The organism is Camelimonas abortus (assembly GCF_042432745.1).
GTDB lineage: Bacteria > Pseudomonadota > Alphaproteobacteria > Rhizobiales > Beijerinckiaceae > Camelimonas > Camelimonas abortus.
Genome location: NZ_JBHLWR010000004.1, coordinates 378,316 through 394,137 on the forward strand (window position 1 = coordinate 378,316; position 15,822 = coordinate 394,137).

The following is a 15,822-nucleotide window of genomic DNA, read 5'->3' on the forward strand; positions in this document are numbered from 1 at the left end:
TGGCGTCGCAAAGGTTGCGCAAACTGTCAACCGCCGGACGTGGCCGCCGCCGCGCGCTGGCGGCGACGGCGGCCCGACGCCAGCATGGCTGCGATAAACATCACCGCAAGGCAGAGCACGATGGTGGGGCCCGGAGCGCTGTCCAGCCAGTAGCTGGCGAACACGCCGATGGCGGCGGCCAGCATGTTGGCGGCCACCGCCGCCAGCATCATGCGCGACAGCCGCCGCGTCAGCATGAAGCCGATGGCGCCGGGCGCGATCAGCAGGGCGATGGCCAGCACCAGGCCCGAGGTCTTCAGCGCCGCGACGATCGCCAGCGAGACCAGCGCCAGCAGGCCGTAATGCAGCAGGCCCACCGGCAGGCCGACCACGCGCGCCTGCACCGGATCAAAGGCGTGCAGGGCGAAATCGCGCCAGCGCAGCGCCATCACCGCCGTCACCAGCAGCGCGACGGCGCCGGAGAGCAGAATGTCGTCCGGACCCACGCCGAGCAGGTCGCCGAACAGGATGTGCTCCAGGTGCACGTTGCTGTCGATGGCCCGGTACAGCACGAGGCCGAAGCCGAACATGCCGGAGAACACCACGCCCAGCACCGTGTCCTGGCGGATGCGGCTGTGGGTCTGCAGATAGCCAGCCGCCACCGCGCAGAACATGCCGGCGCCAAAGGCCCCGACGCCGAACGGCAGGCCGGCGACATAGGCCACGACCACGCCCGGCAGCACGGCGTGGGAAATGGCGTCGCCCAGCAGCGCCCAGCCGCGCAGCACCATCAGGCAGGAGAGCAGCGCGGCGGGAACCGCCGCCAGCTGCGCCGCCAGAAAGGCGTCGCGCATGAAGGGCAGGGCCAGCGGCTGGGTGAGAAAATGCAGGACGGCGTCAAGATTCATGCCCCGCCCTCCCCTTGCGGCGCCGTCCGCAGCCGCCGCAGGCGCCGCGCCGCCAGCAGCCCGTGCCTGGGCGCGAACACGAAGGCGGCGAGGAACGCCACGGTCTGCAGGGTGACGATGACGCCGCCGGTGGCGCCGTTGAGATAATAGCTGATCCAGGCGCCGAGGAAGCTCGTGCCGGCGCCGGTGGCGACGCTGACGGCCAGCACCCGCCCGAAACGGTCCGACAGCAGGTAGGCCGTGGCCCCGGGCGTAACCACGAGGCAGATCACCAGAAAAGCCCCGACCGTCTGCATGGCGGCGACGCAGCAGGCTGCGAGCAGCGCGAAGAACATCAGCCGCAGCGCGTTGACCCGCAGGCCGACGGCGCGGGCATGGACCTCATCAAAGAAGATCGCCGCCAGATCCCGCCAGGTGAGCAGCAGCGCCGCCAGCGCCACGCCGGCGATGATGGCCAGCTGCAGCGTGTCCTCCGGCGTCACCGCGAGGATGTTGCCCATGATGATGGTCTGCAGGTCGAAGGGCGTGGGCGACAGCGACGCCATGAACAGGCCCAGCGCAAAGAAGGTGGAGAAGATGAGGCCGATAATGACGTCCTCCTTCAGCCGCGTGCGCTGGTTGAGGAACATGATGGCCGCGGCGGCGAGCCCGCCGGAAAAGAACGCGCCGACGGAGAACGGCAGCCCCAGCAGCCAGGCGCCGGCGACGCCGGGCACGATGGCGTGGGACAGCGCGTCGCCGACCAGCGACCAGCCCTTCAGCATCAGGAAGGCGGAGAGAAAGGCGCACACGCCGCCGACCAGCGCCGACACCCACATGGCGTTGACCATGTAATCATAGGAGAACGGCTCAAGCAGCAGGCTCATGGCCGACGCTCCTCCGCCGCCGGCTCGGCCGGCAGCACCAGGGCGCGCTCGTCGTCCGAAACCACGTTGACGGCGCCGCCCGCGCCCGGCAGGTCGATGCGCCGCAGCCGGCCGCCGAACGCCTTCTGCAGGTTGGCGGCGGTGAACACGCTGGCGATGGGGCCGCTGGCCAGCACCGTGCGGTTGAGCAGCACGGCGCGGTCGCAGAAGGTTGGCGCGCCGCCAAGGTCATGGGTGGAGACCAGCATGGAGCGGCCCTCGCGGCGCAGCTCCTGCAGCAGGGCGATGATCGCCTCCTCGGCGCCGACGTCGACGCCGGTGAAAGGCTCGTCCAGCAGGATCAGCCGCGCGTCCTGGGCGAGCGCGCGGGCGAGAAACACGCGCTTGCGCTGGCCGCCGGAGAGTTCGCCGATCTGGCGGCTGCGGAACGCGTGCATGCCCACGCGCTCCAGCGCCCCGGCGACCGCCTCCCGGTCAGCGGCGCGCGGCCGGCGCAGGAAACCCATGTGGCCGTAACGGCCCATCATCACCACGTCCCCGACGAGCACCGGAAAGTTCCAGTCCACATCCTCGCTTTGCGGCACATAGGCCACGGCCTGGCGGCGCAGCGACTCCGCCACCGGCGCGCCGAAAATGCGGATGGAGCCGGCGGCGAGCGGAACAATGCCCATGATGGCCTTGAACAGGGTGGACTTGCCGCTGCCGTTGACGCCGACAAGGGCGGTGATGGAGCCGGCGGGGGCGCGGAAACTGGCGCGATCGAGGGCGCAATGGCCGTTGCGGTAGACGACGGTGACGTCGTCCGCAGCGATGGCGGGCTCGGTCGCCGGAGCGGTTTCCGTGGAGCGCGTGTGAAAAGAAACCGTCATGGCGGGTCCGGAATGGGGCGCGGAGCGACGGGCGCGGCCCGCCGGCGCGTTCTGCACCTGCAAGTTATTTGCAGATAAAGCCCGCGGCGGCCGCCCGTCAAGAGGAAAAGCGCGGGCGGGCGCACAAGACGCGCCCGGCCGGGAACGTGCCGGCAGGGCGCCGCAGCCGTAACGGACGCGACGTGACGCCGCCCCGTGATGGCGCCGCCGCGCCCGTGACCGGACAGGGCGCCGACGGCGCGGACGCCCGCAGCCGCGCGCCTGACGCCCCCGCTGACGCAACGGCGCGGGGCCGACGCGGGCGGCCGGGACGCTCCTCAGACCCGTGCGCGCCGCCAGCGCGTCCGGAGCGGCGCGTCACGGCTCCGCGAAGCCAAGGCTGGCGCGCAGCTCCGCGGCGGCGACGCCTTCCGCGCGCAGCTGGCGCAGCGGCTTTGAGCCGAGGCTCTTGGCCAGCTTGCCGCCGGTTTCGTCCCGCACCAGCCGGTGATGGAAATAGACGGGCTCCGGCAGCCCCCACAGCTGCTGCAGCAGCCGGTGCACGGCGGTCGCCGCCTCCAGATCCTGGCCGCGGACCACATGGGTGACGCCCTGGAGGGCGTCGTCCACCACCACTGAGACGTGGTAGCTGGTGGGCGTCTCCTTGCGGGCCAGCACCACGTCGCCCCAGGCCGCGGGATCCACGGGGACGGGTTCGGTGACCAGCGCTGGCGTGAGCCGCCGCATGGCGAGCCCGCCCGGCGGCAGCGCGCGGCGCAGCGCCGCGGCCATGTCGAGCCGCAGGGCGTGGGGCTCGCCGGCGGCGATGCGCCGTCGCGCCTCCCCGGCCGGGATGTGGCGGCACAGGCCCGGATAGAGCGGCGCGCCGTCAGGATCGCGCGGGCCGTCCGGACCGGCGGCGGCCGCGATCTGGCGGCGCGAGCAGAAACACGGATAGGTCAGCCCCATCGCCGTCAGCCGGCCGATATGGGCCGCATAGGCGTCGAAATGCTCGCTCTGGCGCCGCGGCGGACCGTCGAACCGCAGGCCGAGCCATTCCAGGTCCTCCAGCGCCGCCGCCTCAAATTCCGGCCGGCAGCGGGTGAGATCGATGTCCTCGAAGCGCAGCAGCAGCCGGCCGCCGAGGCGGCGCGCCAGCCGGGCGTTGACCAGCGCCGAATAGGCGTGGCCGGCGTGCAGGTAGCCGTTGGGACTGGGGGCGAAACGCAGCACGGGCCGCCCCTGGACGGACGCCCCGGTGACCGCTTCATCGGCATTCGCCGGCTGCTGCATGCTCCTGCCCCTGCGCTGGCCGCTGCGGGGCGTCTGTCACAGATCGGCGCCGCCGTCCAGCGGCGGCGGCACCTCACCGGCGCGGGCCGCCGGGAGCGGCCCGTCGCTGCAAGACCGGAACGGCGCCTCCCCGGACGCGCCGCGCCAGGCGCGCCCGCAGACGGCGTCACCAAGTGTAACTCAGGCCGACCGCCCCACCGATGCTGCGGCGCCCCTGGTGATGACGGGTCCATATGTCCTTCTCCCAGGAGACATGGCCGTACAGCGCCAGGCTGTCGCTGAGGCGGGCGGTGGCGCCGGCGCTGATCTCGATGCGGCGCGAGCGGTCTTCCAGCGGGGCAAAATGCATGTGGTTATAGGCGAGCATGGCGCGACCGCCGCTATCCTGCCACAGGTTCACCCGCAGATAGGCTTGGTAGACGTGTCCCATCATGTCGGTGAAACGCCACCGGCCGCGCACGCCGATCCGGCCGCTGGCGCCGACGGACACGCCGGGATCGATGTTCGAGTAGCGGTCATAACCGTTCGAGAACACGATCCGCTGCCACAGGACCTGCGCCTGCGGCTCGATCACCAGGCCGGGAACGGCCGCGATCCCCACCGGATATCCTGCCTCCAGCGACGCGATGACGTCGCTGGCGTCGACCTTGAGACGACCTGCCTCCGAGGCGGCTTCCGTCCTGTGCCGGCCGAGCTGCACGACCGCGTCGAGATAGCCGCCCCAGGGCGAATAGTGCGTCCAGTAAGCGCCGCCGGCCATGGTGGTCAGCTCCACCTTGCCGGTCCGCTGGAGGTTGTACGCAGTGAGCGTGCGGTTCGACACCAGACCGCTCGCGTCGGCCCACAGGCGGCCGGAGGCGACATAGACGCCGATGTTGTTGAAGTCGCCGGCGCCGAACACGCCGCCGCGGTAGAGGTCAAGGCCCGCCTGGAGACCGCCGGACCGGCCGCGCGCGCGGGTCGGCGCCGGAGCGGTAGTGGTTCTCGAAACGCTTGCCGAACAGCCGCCCCCAGGCCGCGCCCTGCGCGCTCCAGGGAGCCTCGTCAACACCGGCTTCAAGGCCGGCGCCGACGATGGAGCCCGTGTCGCCCAGGCGGTCGTTAAGCGTGCCGAGGATGGTCCGCCCCATCTGCCGGGTGAGCGGCAGCAGGCCGGAGTATGTGGCGACGTCAGGCTCCAGCACCGGCCCGCCAGGATATTCGCTGGCCGGCGGGATCGGGACCACAGGCCACGGCAGGCCCGAAACCGGCTGCGGCGACGGCGGCGACGGCGGTCCGGGAGGCGACGGCGGCTGAGGCGACGGCGGCTCCGGCGATGGCGGCGGCGGCGGTCCGGGAGGACCGGGCGGCGGAGGCGGTGGAGGCGGCGGAGGCGGAGGCGGTGGCGGAGGAGGAGGCGACGGCGGCGTTGGCCCGATCATCGTGCTCGCCAGATACCAGTCGTTCGCGACGCCATCCGCGCTCGTGCCGCCGCGCACCAGGCGATAGGAGTAGATACCGGCGCGCAGCTGGCCGCTGAGGGTGAACGCGTCCGGCGCCGTGGTCGCGCCGTCCCGTGTCTCGATGACCCGGATGCCCGTGACCGTCGGGGCGCCCGCGCCGCCGACATTGGTGACGGCCACTTGGGTCACGCCGCTGGCGTTACCGCCGGAGAGCACCAGCCGGTCGGTGGGCGAGCTGTCGTCGCCCAGACTCGTGTTCAACCGCAGAACGCCGCCGGAGCCCACGTAGTTGCCGACGATGGTGAATGCGCCGAAGTCGCTGGAGCCGCTTTCCAGAGCCCCTGGCTTGATGACGCCGGCGTTGGTCACGTCCGCGGCGAGGGTTCCCGTTCCGGTGAGCACGCCCTGGGGCCTGATGTCCATGGTCGCAGAGGCGACAGAGCCGCTGATCCGCAAAACGCCGGCGGTGATGTCGCTGGGGCCAGTGAACGTGCTGGTTCCGGACAGCGTCCATTCCGTGGCGTTGACCGACAGGGTGGTGAATCCGCTGAAGGCGGAGTCCTCCGACCCTGAGCCGGTGAGCAGGACCGTGTTGGCCGCGCCGCTGGCCTGGGCGTCGCCATTCAGGCTGGAGCCGGTGGTAAGCTCAAGCGTGCTGTTAGTGACGTTGCTGAAGTTGACGGCCAGCTGGCCCTGGCCGTCGATGACGCCGGAGTTCTTGACATAAATCGTGTCCACCGTGTCCACGAGCATGCCGCCCACGCCCTGGATCGTGCCCGAATTGGTCACGGAAACCTTGTCCGTGGATTTGTAGACGACGCCCTCGGCGGCGTTTCCGGTGATCGCGCCGGCGTTCGTGAGGTCGACGCGGCGGGCCTCCACATAGACGCCGGTGGAGCCGGAGATCTCACCGCTGGCTTCGTTGGAGATCGCGTTCCGGAACGAGGTGAAGTCCGGCTGGCTCCAGACCAGCCGCACGCCGGGACCATCGACGCCGGTGATGCTGCCGGCGTTGCTGATGAGGCCGACCCCCGGCTGGCCAGGCTGCAGGGAAATATCGCCGACCCACGCGTCATTGATGCCCCCGGACGGGCCGGTGATGACGCCGCCCTGTTCGTTGGTCACCGACAGCAGGCCGTTGGTGGAGTCGATGCCTGGGCCGGCCGACCCAGTGATGGAGCCGGCGTTGGTGATGGTGGCGGCGACGTTCAGCGTCGCGATCTGGGAGATGAGAACGCCGCTGCCGCCAGAGATCGTGCCGCCCGCCTGGTTGTCGATCGTCACGTCGGTGCGCACGGCCGGCGCGATGCGCACGCCCGCTCCCACGGTGGTCCCGGTGACGGCGCCGGCGTTCGACAGCGTCATCGACAGCGTCTGCCGCGCCACCTGCACGCCATCCTGGCCGGAGATGGCGGCGTTCGCCTCATTGATGATCTGATAGCGTCCTGTTCCGTTGACGCGCAACCCCGGCGCCATCAGGACTCCGGCGCCCCGCGCCGTGATCGTGGCTCCGGCCTTGTTCTCGAGGATGCTGACCGGACTGTCGTCCTGGGCCACGAAAGCCGTGGCGTCAAACAGGATGGCGTTGCCCAGCTCTCCGTCGGAGGAGACGCCCGTTGCGGTGACAGTGCCCGAGTTTATGATATGGGTCCCTATCAGCGTCGTATAGTTGTTCGGCGTCGTATCGCTGGCGCCCGTATAAATGACGCCCATTCCGCCGACGAAGATCGGATTGGTCGTGGGGTAGCCTTCGATTGTTCCCGAGGCGGTCATCTGGCCTTCATTGATGACCTTGACGCAGGCCGCCGTGCAGAAGACCGCCCCCAGCGTCCCTTTCATTACGCCGGTCGTCGTGTTGTGAACCGTGGCGTACTGCGACACGCCGACGTGCAGCCCGTTGAAGTAGTCTGACTCCATCAGGTTTTCATTGATGAAGACGCCGCCGATCCGCGGATCGTCGGTCCGCTGGATCTCAACGGCGGCCGCGTTGACGATGGTGATGCCCTTGAACCGTATGACGCCCTGATTGGTGATGTGATACGGCAGCGTCGCGGTGCCCGGACCAAGCAGGCCCGACTCGTAGGCTTCGATGTTGGTGTTGACTGTCCCGGTCGGCGTCACGACCACGATGATCTCGGAATTGCCGTTGACCGAAGTGGTGGGCAGCACGGTCGAATCAACCGACGTGTAGATCGTCACGTCAGGATCCCCGACCGCCGCCATCGCCGCCGCGCCGCCGCCAAGGGTCAGCAACGCAGCCACCAGACTTTTCATAGGCAGACGTTCGTAACCGACGTACCGGCGCATACGACATCTCCTGCTTTTCATGATGGCGCCTGTTGGCCGCCCGCCATCCATGGATGATCACCCGGAATCTCCAAGTCATATTTATTATTTCGGGCCTGATTTGTATAAATATTATTAACGACGTCTGATTTTTATTTGCGAATATTGTGGCTGTGAAGCCACACCCGCGACATGACTTACAGGCGACCAGACCTGCCCCGGCGGAACCACGCGCCGGACAGCAACAGGAACGCGCGGGCGCACACGGGCCCGGCATGCACGGGGATGGATTTACGGGAAACGCGCTGCGTACCTGCGGGCGCCCGCGCGGCCCTGCGCGCGGACGCAATGAAGATCGGCTGACCTGCGTTCCGGTTATACGCGCCCGTCGCCCTGCGTTAAAGTAATGCCCTGAAAATTTCCCTCAGCGGAGCAGGTATATGACGACGTCGCTTACGCTCAATCTCTATTCACGAAATGGATTTAGCAAACTGGTGTTTGTCTATTCATCAGCTGACCCGAAGACAGACCCGGTTCCAGATTTCATCGAAATTGATCCGGCCAACCGGCTTGGCGGCTATGCGCCCCTGCGTTTTCCGCCCGCGGAAACCACCAGCACATCGGCGACATTCGACATTTACTGTTATATTGGCGGGAGCGCCACGCCGCCCGACCACATGACGCTGTATCTCATCAACAGCGGCGCGCAAAAAACAACCAAGATCACTGCGAGCATTACGCAGGGCGCGCAGCTGGTCACCAATGACGGCACGTTCAAGCTGACCCCTACCCCGCCGATGGCCATCATCGACGCCAGCGACAGGAATGACAGCTTCAGCTTCACCGTGCCCCGCACCGTCCCCAGCGAAACCACGGTGCTTCACTTCACCGTGCCGACCCCGCCGTATCTCCCCGGGCTGGTCTACTCGGTCGCAGGCGTCACTGACAATGTGGTGGAAACCATCGTCTCCAATAACCAGCCGCACGTCTTCGTCACCTTGCCGCCGTATACGGGCCCGGCGTCGGACGGGGCGGATTACGCCATCGTGGTCGCGGTGGGCGCGGGCGCCCCGCCGCCGCCGTCAGGAGCCAACATTTATTACGAGCGCGGCAGGAACGCCGACGGGTCTGGGGCCTCGGGCGCGCCGGCGATCGCCGCCACCCTTCTGGTCGTCAATACCCTCCTGACCGACTCGCGCGTTCCCCCGCCCGGCCTTCCGGCGCCGGTGATCCAGATCACCCTTGGCGACACCATCCCCATTGTCCTTTATGGCGTCACAGCGATTGACGCGGCCATCTCGTACTGCGTCATCCAGAAGGATCTCTCCAATCCGGCGGTCGCCGACATTACGGACATGACGATCGTCAGCGTGAACCCCACGCCCGCCAAGACCGCCATCACCAAGGTCATGGGCGGCCAGCTCCCGCTGGATTTCAACAACCAGGGGCTCCAGGGCCCGCTGGCTGTCTACATGGTCACCGTGGACGCAGTCGGAAACGTGGCCATGTCGCCGCCATCCCTGCTGGAAGTGACCTTTGTCCCGGCGGCCAACCCCATGCCGGACGGCAGCCTGCCCGCGCCCAGCCTCGGGACGATCGAATACATCATCACGAGCAACACCATGCAGGACGCCACGCCCGTCTACGCGCCGGTCACGCCTGCACAGATCCAGCAACTGTGGCCGGACGCGACCGGCGTCCAGTTCATCATCCTCATCGACGGCTACCGCCAGGGGGCCGAAAAGCGGGACACCATCACCGCAGACGTGCTGTTCTCGGCCCTCAACAACACCGACAATGTGTCGGCGCCCATCGACTACACGACGTTCGCCGGATACGACACGGGCCCCAACAACGAACTGGGCAAGGTCGTCGTCCAGTACAAGGTGCTCTCGAAGAACAGCAGCGCGCCGCAGCCCTACAGTCTCGCCCGGACCTACGCCATCGACACCGTGGCGCCCCACACCAGGAAGCCTGGCGCCGGCTAAACCGGAGAGAAAGACAGCGCCTTCCGGAAATGGCCCTGCTGCGCGGTCCCGGCGCGGCGGGCCGCAACCGTCCGTCACGGCGGCGCGGCCAGCCCCGCGACGCGCGTTCTTTCCGGACAACATCCGGGCGTCCGCGTTAACGGCCGCCCGGACCGCGCGTCACGCCGTCTCCAGCGCCGCGTCACTGCGGCGCGCCGCAACGGCGGCGGCGTCCGGCTCCGGATCACGCGGAACCGGGCCGGTCCGCTTCCGCAGCTGCGCCAGCGCCGACAGGTTCACCGAGCCCAGCGGGCCGGCCACGTCATGCAGCCAGCACTCGCCGATGGCGATGCCGTCGCGCGCATGGTGGCTCACCATTTCCAGGCCGATCCACTCGCCCGCCGGCTCGCGGCAGAGATACAGCGTGAAGTCGGTGTTGATGAAGTCGATGCCGTATTCGCTGCTGTTCGCCACGGGGCTGACGAAATCCGCGACCATCGCCGCCCGCAGGAACGGCGTCAGCGGCATGTCCGCCACCGCCCGGTTGTTGGGCCGGAACCACGCCTGGCGCGCCTCCACCGGGCACAGCGGCCCCAGCACCGGCGCGTTGCCGGGAGCCACGCGCGGCGCATGAAACCCCTCCTTGCGGATCCGGTTGTACTGCGGCGGCAGCGGCAGCAGGTCCCAGGAGCCGAAACTCAGGTGCGGCCCCATCTGCTCCGGGGACGGCGCGCTCCAGCCCGGCGCCTGCCAGGTGGCGTTTTCGGGATTTTGCGTGCGCAGCGCGAACTGGCACGTGGCCCGCGCCAGCAGCTGGCCATCGTCGCCGGTGATGCTGGCCTCGCCCAGCTTCAGGCGCCGGCCGTCCTTCAGCAGGCGCAGCTCCACCTTCAGCGGCCGCGCCGGCACCAGGCCCAGCATGTCGATGCTGAAACGGGTCGCGACATAGTCCGGCCCGCCCCAGGCCTGCTCCAGACAGGCCGCGAGAAGACTGGCGGTGGCCGCCCCGGTGACGGTGTCGTCCACCCAGTATCCGCGGCTGATGCTGGTCGGAACGTAACGTTCGCCCTCTGTTATAAAATATGACTTATGCATTTTTTCCGCTTTTCCCGCCAGGCGGATGACTGTAACTGGCGTTTTACCTGCGCGCGTTCATTCAGCCGCGCCCGGCGCGTGTCAAGTACGCCCGGACGGCGCCCCCGCCCGCCGGTCCCGGCGCCGTCATTTCCGGCGCCCCCGCCCTGCGCCCGCCGTCGTTGCGCGCCCGGCTCCCGGCCGCTACCTGCTGCCCGCAGGCGCTGTTGACCAGACGCGCCGGCGGCGTATCGTCGCCATACAATGACATACGTAATGCAAAACGCGCCGCGCCGCCCCGCCCGCGCGACGCGCCCGGGAGGAATTCCATGGCCAGTTCCGACGCCGGCCGCACAGCCGCCGAGGTCAGGGAGAGACAGCCGGAAAGAGAGCTCACGCCAGGCCTCGTGGCGCTGCTCGCCGGCCTCGCCGCCATCGGCATTCTCTGCACCAACATCCTGCTGCCGGCCTTTCCGGCCATCGCCGCCTCGCTGGGAACGCCGCAACGGGCGCTGGGAGTCACGCTGTCGAGCTTCTTCCTGGTGTTCGCCTTCGGCCAGCTGATCGCCGGCCCCCTCGCCGACCGTTATGGCCGGCAGAAGCCGGTGGCGGCCGGGCTGTGCGTGTTTCTGGCCGGATCGCTGGTCTGCGGCCTTGCGGGCGATCTCGCCACCCTGGTCGCCGGGCGCGTGCTGCAGGCGGCGGGGGCGTGCGTGGCCTCGGTGCTGGCCCGCGCCATCGCCCGTGACCTGTTTGACGGCGACATGCTGGCGAAGGCCATGTCCATGATCATGGTGGCCATGGCCGCGGCGCCGGGGTTTTCGCCGCTGGTGGGCGGCGTGGCCGCCACCTGGCTGGACTGGCGCATCCTGTTCGTCATCGTCAGCGCGGCGGCGGCGGCGCTGCTGCTGTTTCACGCCGCGGTTCTGGGCGAGACGCTGCCCCCGCCGGCGCGGCGGCCGTTTTCCCTCGCAGGCGTGGCGCGCACCTATGCGGGGCTTGCGGCGGACGGGCGCTTCATCCTGCCGGCGCTGGCGGTGAGCATGATCATCGGCGGGCTGTACGGCACGTTCGCAGCCGCCCCCATCATCCTGATGAGCGAGGTGGGCATGACGCCGGTGGGCTACGGGCTGTTCTCGGCGGTCACGGTGTTCATCGTGTTCGGCGCCGGCCTGCTGGCGCCGCGTCTGGCCCACCGCTACGGGCCGCTGCGTCCGGCCACGGGCGGGGCCATTCTGGTGGCCGCCGGCGGGGTGCTGATGCTGGCCTTCTACCGCACCGGCGAGCTGTGGACCTATGCGCCGCCGCTGGCGGTGTTCCTGCTGGGCATGGGCATGGCCAATCCGCTGGGTTCGGCCATCGCGCTGCGGCCGTTCGGCGACCGGGCGGGCGCGGCGGCGGCGCTGCTGGGCTTCCTGCAGATGGCCACCGCCGCGGCCGCCACCGGCGTGGCGGCGGCGCTGCCGCTGGCGCCGGCGCCGGTGCTGGCGCTGCTGCAGCTGGCCGGCGGCGCGGGCGCGCTGGCGCTGTTCGTGACGCTGGCGCGCAGCGGCGCGCGCTGAGCGGGCGGCGCGGCGTTACGCCTGCGTTAACCTGACCGGGCGCAGAATGGCGGACGCGCCGCGCCGGACGGGTGGCGGGGGCGCGATCCGGTCCGGGAGGCGCCCATGTACGAGCGGAGGTCCGAGCCTCTTCTTTCCGCGCCACGGTTCGCCTGGCGCATGACGGTTCACCTGTTGCTGACCCTTGTCCTGCTCGCCCTTTCGGTGCTCGCCGGAGCGGCGGGCTTCGCCCTGGTCGAGGGGCATGACGTGGAGAACGCGGTTCTGTCGGCCCTGCAGGTTCTGGCGGGGCTGGGCCTCACCGAGGCGCCGGCCAGCCGCGGCGGCCGCATCTTCACGGCGCTGTTCGCGCTTTACGCCAACCTGTTCTTCGTCGCCACCGCCGGCCTGATCCTGGCGCCGCTGGCGCACCGGCTCCTGCATAACCTGCATCTGGACGACTGAGCCGGACGCGGGCGCTTGCCCTCACGGCCGGGGCCGTCACAATGGCGCGGCCGCGCGGGACGCAGCGAACCGGATCCAGCCCGCCGCGGAGGAGGAGCTGCATGGAGCGGGAACGGAAGGCGGAGCTGCAGGCGCTGGCGGAGCAGGTCAACGCGGCGCTGGCCGCCGCCCAGGCCGACGACGACGCGCGCCGCGCCCGGGACGAAAGCCCCGAAGCCCTCGGCCATGCGGTGCGCGAGGCCGCCCACGTCTACAACAACCTGCTGGCCGTGCTGCAGGGCACGGTGGAGCTGCTGCGCCATCCGGCGCTGCCGGAGGCGCGCCGCGCGCGCTACCTGCAGGCGCTGGAGGCCTCCACCAGCCGCGCCGCCGAAGAAACGCGCCGCATCCAGGCGCTGGGCCGCCGGCTGGCGCCGCGCCGCGTCGTCCTCGACCTTGCGCCTGTGGTCAGCGCCGCGGCGCGGCGCCACGGGCTGGCCCTCGCCGCGCCGGCCGGGCCGGCGCGCGTCATCGCCGACCCGGCCGACGCGGGCGAGGCGGCGGGCGCGCTGTGCCGGCTGGCCGCCGCGGCCGGCGCGGGCGCGCCGCTGGCGATCGGGCTGGTCATGACCGGCGCGGAGGGGGAGGCGCTGGCGCAGGTGCGCGTCGGCCCGGCCGCCGGCGACGCGGCGGCGGGCCGGAGCTTCCTGGAGGCGACGCTGGCGCTGCTCGCCGGCGCGGGCGCGACCGGCGCGCTGGCGGAGCTGTTCGCCTTCGCCAGCCGGCACGGCGCGCGGCTGGCGGCCGCCGCCGGAGAGGACGGAGGCGTCGCCCTGACGCTGGCGCTGCCGGCGCAGGCCGGCGTCCCGGAGGCGGCGCCGGCCTGCGGGAGAGACGCGCCGCAAGCCGGCGTGGCCGGCGCAGGCGGCGGGCGCGCCGGACCGGCGGTCGCCGCCGGAGGCGGTCAGTCGCGATAGATCATGCGGCGGTTCATGCCGCCGTCGAGGATCAGGGTTTCGCCGGTGATGAAGCCCGCCCCGGCGAGAAACAGCACCGCTTCGGCCACGTCCTCGGGCCGGCCGACGCGACCGGCCGGATGCTGTTCATGGTCCTCCTCGGCGAGATCAGGGGAATCCGAGATCCACCCCGGGGCGATGGCGTTGACCCGCACCCGCGGCCCGAGGCTGACGGCCAGGGCGTGGGTGAGCGCCACCACGCCGCCCTTGGCCGCGGCGTAGGCCTCGGTGAACGGCTCGGACATGAAGGCCCGGGTGGAGGCCATGTTGATGATGCAGGAGCCCTCGCGCAGCAGCGGCGCGGCGGCGCGGGTCATCAGGAAGGCGCCGGTGAGATGGCTGTCGACGATGCGCCGCCAGCCCGCCAGCGACAGCTCGGCGACGGGGCCGGTGACCGGCGCGGCCACGCCGGCGTTGTTCACCAGCAGGTCCAGCCCCTTCCAGCCGAGGCTGGCGAAGGCGTCGGCGACGGAGTCCTCGTCGGAAACGTCGCAGCAGACATAGCGGGCCTCATCGACGCCGCCGTCCTGCAGGTCGAAACTGGCGACCTCCCAGCCTGCCTCGGCGAGGGCGGCGCAGATCGCCGCGCCAATCATTCCCGACCCGCCGGTGACAATCGCCTTGCGCATGCTCCAGCCTCCCCTCCCGCGCCGGACGTGACGCCGCCCGCGCGCCGCGCGGGGCGCGACCTGCGAAAAACGCATGACAGCCCTGCGCGTCCTGCCGCCAACGGCGTTGTCTCACGGCGACGGCGCATGGAAACATCGCGATCCCAAACAAAAAATAAACGCAACAACACATGTATTCGGGAGCGAAACGCCGTGACAACGATAACCAGACGCCAGATGTTCGCCGCGCTCGCCGCGACGGCGGGCGCGCCAGCCATCACGGGCCTCATGCCCGGCGTCGCGCTGGGCCGGGACACGACCGGCGTCACTGACAGCGAAATCCTGATCGGAACCACCACCTCGCTCAGCGGGCCGGTGTCGGCGCTGGGGGTGCAGGCGCGCTGTCAGGCCGCCTATTTCCGCATGATCAACGAGCGCGGCGGCGTCGCCGGGCGCAAGATCCGCTACATCATCTATGACGACGGCTTCAGCCCGCCCAAGACGGTGGAGCAGGTGCGCCGGCTGATCGAGAACGACCGCGTCGCCTTCCTGTTCAACATGCTGGGCACGGCGCCCAATTCGGCGGTGGTGAAATACATCAACCAGAAGAAGGTGCCGCACCTTTTCCTGGCGGTGAACGGCTACAAGTGGGGCGATTACAGGACCCACCCCTGGACCATGGGCTTCGCCCCCAACGCCCGCATCGAGGCGCAGGTCTACACGAAATACGCCCTGGGGCGGAACCCCGACGCCACTTTCGCCATCCTGTACCAGAACGACGACCTCGGGAAGGATTACGTCGCCGGCGTGCGCGACATCCTGAAGGACGCGTTCGAGCGGCGCGTGAAGGCCATTCCCCATGAAGTGACGGATCCGACCGTGGATTCGCAGCTGGTGGCGCTGCGCGCCTCGGGCGCGGACGTGCTGATTTCCGGCACGACCGCCAAGTTCGTCGCCCAGAGCATCCGCAAGGTGCATGAGCTGCAGTGGCGGCCCGTGCATTTCATGGCCAGCGGCGCCGCCTCCATCCAGGGCGTGCTGGCGCCGGCGGGCATCGACCGTTCGACCGGCGTCATTTCCTGCGGCTACATGAAGGACGCCGCCGATCCGGAATGGGCCAGCGACAGGGGCATCCTCGACTACCTCGCCTTCATGAAGACGTACTTCCCGGAGGGCAACGCGCTGGAGGGCTACAACCAGTACGCCTATCTCGTCGCGGAAGTGCTGATGCAGGTGCTGCGCCAGTGCGGCGATGACCTCTCGCGCGAGAACATCATGCGCCAGGCCACCAGCCTGAAGGACCTCGAGATGCCGACCCTCCTGCCGGGCATCCGCATCAACACCAGTCCGACCAACTACTTCCCCATCCGCCAGGTGCAGCTGATGCGCTTCAACGGCAAGACATGGGAGCGCTTCGGCGACATCATCGAAGGCGCCGGCGAGGGCTGATCCGGCGCGGGGCGCAGGCGCGGTCCCGGCCGCGCCGCGCATCGGGCGACGCGCGCCGGGCGCCCCCGGCGCATGGCCGGCGCCCGGCGCGCCGGTGTAAA

General features: G+C 70.0%; 13 protein-coding genes. 5 read left to right on the plus strand and 8 right to left on the minus strand.

The annotated features are described in order from the left end of the window. Positions 1–26: 26 nt before the first annotated feature. From ACFFJB_RS01830 to ACFFJB_RS01855, 6 genes are all read right to left on the minus strand, one after another. Positions 27–887 carry a metal ABC transporter permease gene (locus ACFFJB_RS01830; RefSeq protein ID WP_376829086.1) on the minus strand — a complete coding sequence of 287 codons (861 nt, stop codon included), beginning with the start codon at positions 885–887 and terminating at the stop codon, positions 27–29. Continuing rightward, the gene (locus ACFFJB_RS01835) at positions 884–1,753 is read right to left on the minus strand and encodes a metal ABC transporter permease (RefSeq protein ID WP_376829088.1); all 870 of its coding nucleotides are present in this window, start codon (positions 1,751–1,753) and stop codon (positions 884–886) included. Before ACFFJB_RS01835 ends, ACFFJB_RS01830 begins: the two co-directional genes overlap by 4 nt. After that, positions 1,750–2,622 (minus strand): manganese/iron ABC transporter ATP-binding protein, encoded by an 873-nt coding sequence (locus tag ACFFJB_RS01840; protein WP_376829090.1) that lies wholly within the window; start codon positions 2,620–2,622, stop codon positions 1,750–1,752. The genes ACFFJB_RS01835 and ACFFJB_RS01840 overlap by 4 nt, the downstream gene beginning before the upstream one ends. 357 nt (positions 2,623–2,979) lie before the next feature. Next, a complete protein-coding gene (gluQRS, locus tag ACFFJB_RS01845) occupies positions 2,980–3,894 on the minus strand; it encodes a tRNA glutamyl-Q(34) synthetase GluQRS (protein ID WP_376829092.1) in 915 nt (304 codons plus the stop codon). 166 nt (positions 3,895–4,060) lie between these two features. Further along, complete coding sequence (locus tag ACFFJB_RS01850; protein WP_376829116.1) at positions 4,061–4,795, minus strand: autotransporter outer membrane beta-barrel domain-containing protein; 735 nt, start codon at positions 4,793–4,795, stop codon at positions 4,061–4,063. Between the two features lie 16 nt (positions 4,796–4,811). Further along, complete coding sequence (locus ACFFJB_RS01855; protein ID WP_376829094.1) at positions 4,812–7,598, minus strand: pertactin-like passenger domain-containing protein; 2,787 nt, start codon at positions 7,596–7,598, stop codon at positions 4,812–4,814. Positions 7,599–8,062: 464 nt separating this feature from the next. Here ACFFJB_RS01855 and ACFFJB_RS01860 point away from each other — a divergent pair, with 464 nt between their 5' ends. Continuing rightward, positions 8,063–9,610 carry a hypothetical protein gene (locus tag ACFFJB_RS01860; protein ID WP_376829096.1) on the plus strand — a complete coding sequence of 516 codons (1,548 nt, stop codon included), beginning with the start codon at positions 8,063–8,065 and terminating at the stop codon, positions 9,608–9,610. A 159-nt stretch (positions 9,611–9,769) separates the two neighbouring features. On the opposite strand, the gene ACFFJB_RS01865 is transcribed toward ACFFJB_RS01860, so the two are convergent. Continuing rightward, complete coding sequence (locus tag ACFFJB_RS01865; RefSeq protein WP_376828586.1) at positions 9,770–10,684, minus strand: thioesterase family protein; 915 nt, start codon at positions 10,682–10,684, stop codon at positions 9,770–9,772. Between the two features lie 308 nt (positions 10,685–10,992). On the opposite strand from ACFFJB_RS01865, the gene ACFFJB_RS01870 reads away from it, so the two are divergent. The 3 genes from ACFFJB_RS01870 to ACFFJB_RS01880 all read left to right on the plus strand — a co-directional run bounded on the left by ACFFJB_RS01870 (position 10,993) and on the right by ACFFJB_RS01880 (position 13,625). Continuing rightward, positions 10,993–12,225 (plus strand): Bcr/CflA family efflux MFS transporter, encoded by a 1,233-nt coding sequence (locus ACFFJB_RS01870; protein WP_376828588.1) that lies wholly within the window; start codon positions 10,993–10,995, stop codon positions 12,223–12,225. Positions 12,226–12,330: 105 nt separating this feature from the next. Beyond that, complete coding sequence (locus ACFFJB_RS01875; RefSeq protein WP_376828589.1) at positions 12,331–12,669, plus strand: hypothetical protein; 339 nt, start codon at positions 12,331–12,333, stop codon at positions 12,667–12,669. A 101-nt stretch (positions 12,670–12,770) separates the two neighbouring features. Then, positions 12,771–13,625 (plus strand): nitrogen regulation protein NR(II), encoded by an 855-nt coding sequence (locus ACFFJB_RS01880; protein WP_376828591.1) that lies wholly within the window; start codon positions 12,771–12,773, stop codon positions 13,623–13,625. Here ACFFJB_RS01880 and ACFFJB_RS01885 read toward each other — a convergent pair. Then, positions 13,613–14,293 (minus strand): SDR family oxidoreductase, encoded by a 681-nt coding sequence (locus ACFFJB_RS01885; RefSeq protein WP_376828593.1) that lies wholly within the window; start codon positions 14,291–14,293, stop codon positions 13,613–13,615. The two genes, ACFFJB_RS01880 and ACFFJB_RS01885, sit on opposite strands and share 13 nt — an antisense overlap. Before the next feature lie 192 nt (positions 14,294–14,485). Between ACFFJB_RS01885 and ACFFJB_RS01890 the strand changes: the two genes are divergently transcribed. Next, positions 14,486–15,721 carry an ABC transporter substrate-binding protein gene (locus tag ACFFJB_RS01890; protein ID WP_376828595.1) on the plus strand — a complete coding sequence of 412 codons (1,236 nt, stop codon included), beginning with the start codon at positions 14,486–14,488 and terminating at the stop codon, positions 15,719–15,721. Positions 15,722–15,822 lie beyond the last annotated feature (101 nt).

What these genes read in the sequence shown, in the direction of transcription:
- ACFFJB_RS01840 (WP_376829090.1), bottom strand. Translation starts at nt 2,622, where the DNA reads ATGACGGTTTCTTTTCACACGCGCTCCACGGAAACCGCTCCGGCGACC.
- ACFFJB_RS01860 (WP_376829096.1), top strand. Translation starts at nt 8,063, where the DNA reads ATGACGACGTCGCTTACGCTCAATCTCTATTCACGAAATGGATTTAGC.
- gluQRS (WP_376829092.1), bottom strand. Translation starts at nt 3,894, where the DNA reads ATGCAGCAGCCGGCGAATGCCGATGAAGCGGTCACCGGGGCGTCCGTC.
- ACFFJB_RS01875 (WP_376828589.1), top strand. Translation starts at nt 12,331, where the DNA reads ATGTACGAGCGGAGGTCCGAGCCTCTTCTTTCCGCGCCACGGTTCGCC.
- ACFFJB_RS01870 (WP_376828588.1), top strand. Translation starts at nt 10,993, where the DNA reads ATGGCCAGTTCCGACGCCGGCCGCACAGCCGCCGAGGTCAGGGAGAGA.
- ACFFJB_RS01835 (WP_376829088.1), bottom strand. Translation starts at nt 1,753, where the DNA reads ATGAGCCTGCTGCTTGAGCCGTTCTCCTATGATTACATGGTCAACGCC.
- ACFFJB_RS01865 (WP_376828586.1), bottom strand. Translation starts at nt 10,684, where the DNA reads ATGCATAAGTCATATTTTATAACAGAGGGCGAACGTTACGTTCCGACC.
- ACFFJB_RS01830 (WP_376829086.1), bottom strand. Translation starts at nt 887, where the DNA reads ATGAATCTTGACGCCGTCCTGCATTTTCTCACCCAGCCGCTGGCCCTG.
- ACFFJB_RS01880 (WP_376828591.1), top strand. Translation starts at nt 12,771, where the DNA reads ATGGAGCGGGAACGGAAGGCGGAGCTGCAGGCGCTGGCGGAGCAGGTC.
- ACFFJB_RS01885 (WP_376828593.1), bottom strand. Translation starts at nt 14,293, where the DNA reads ATGCGCAAGGCGATTGTCACCGGCGGGTCGGGAATGATTGGCGCGGCG.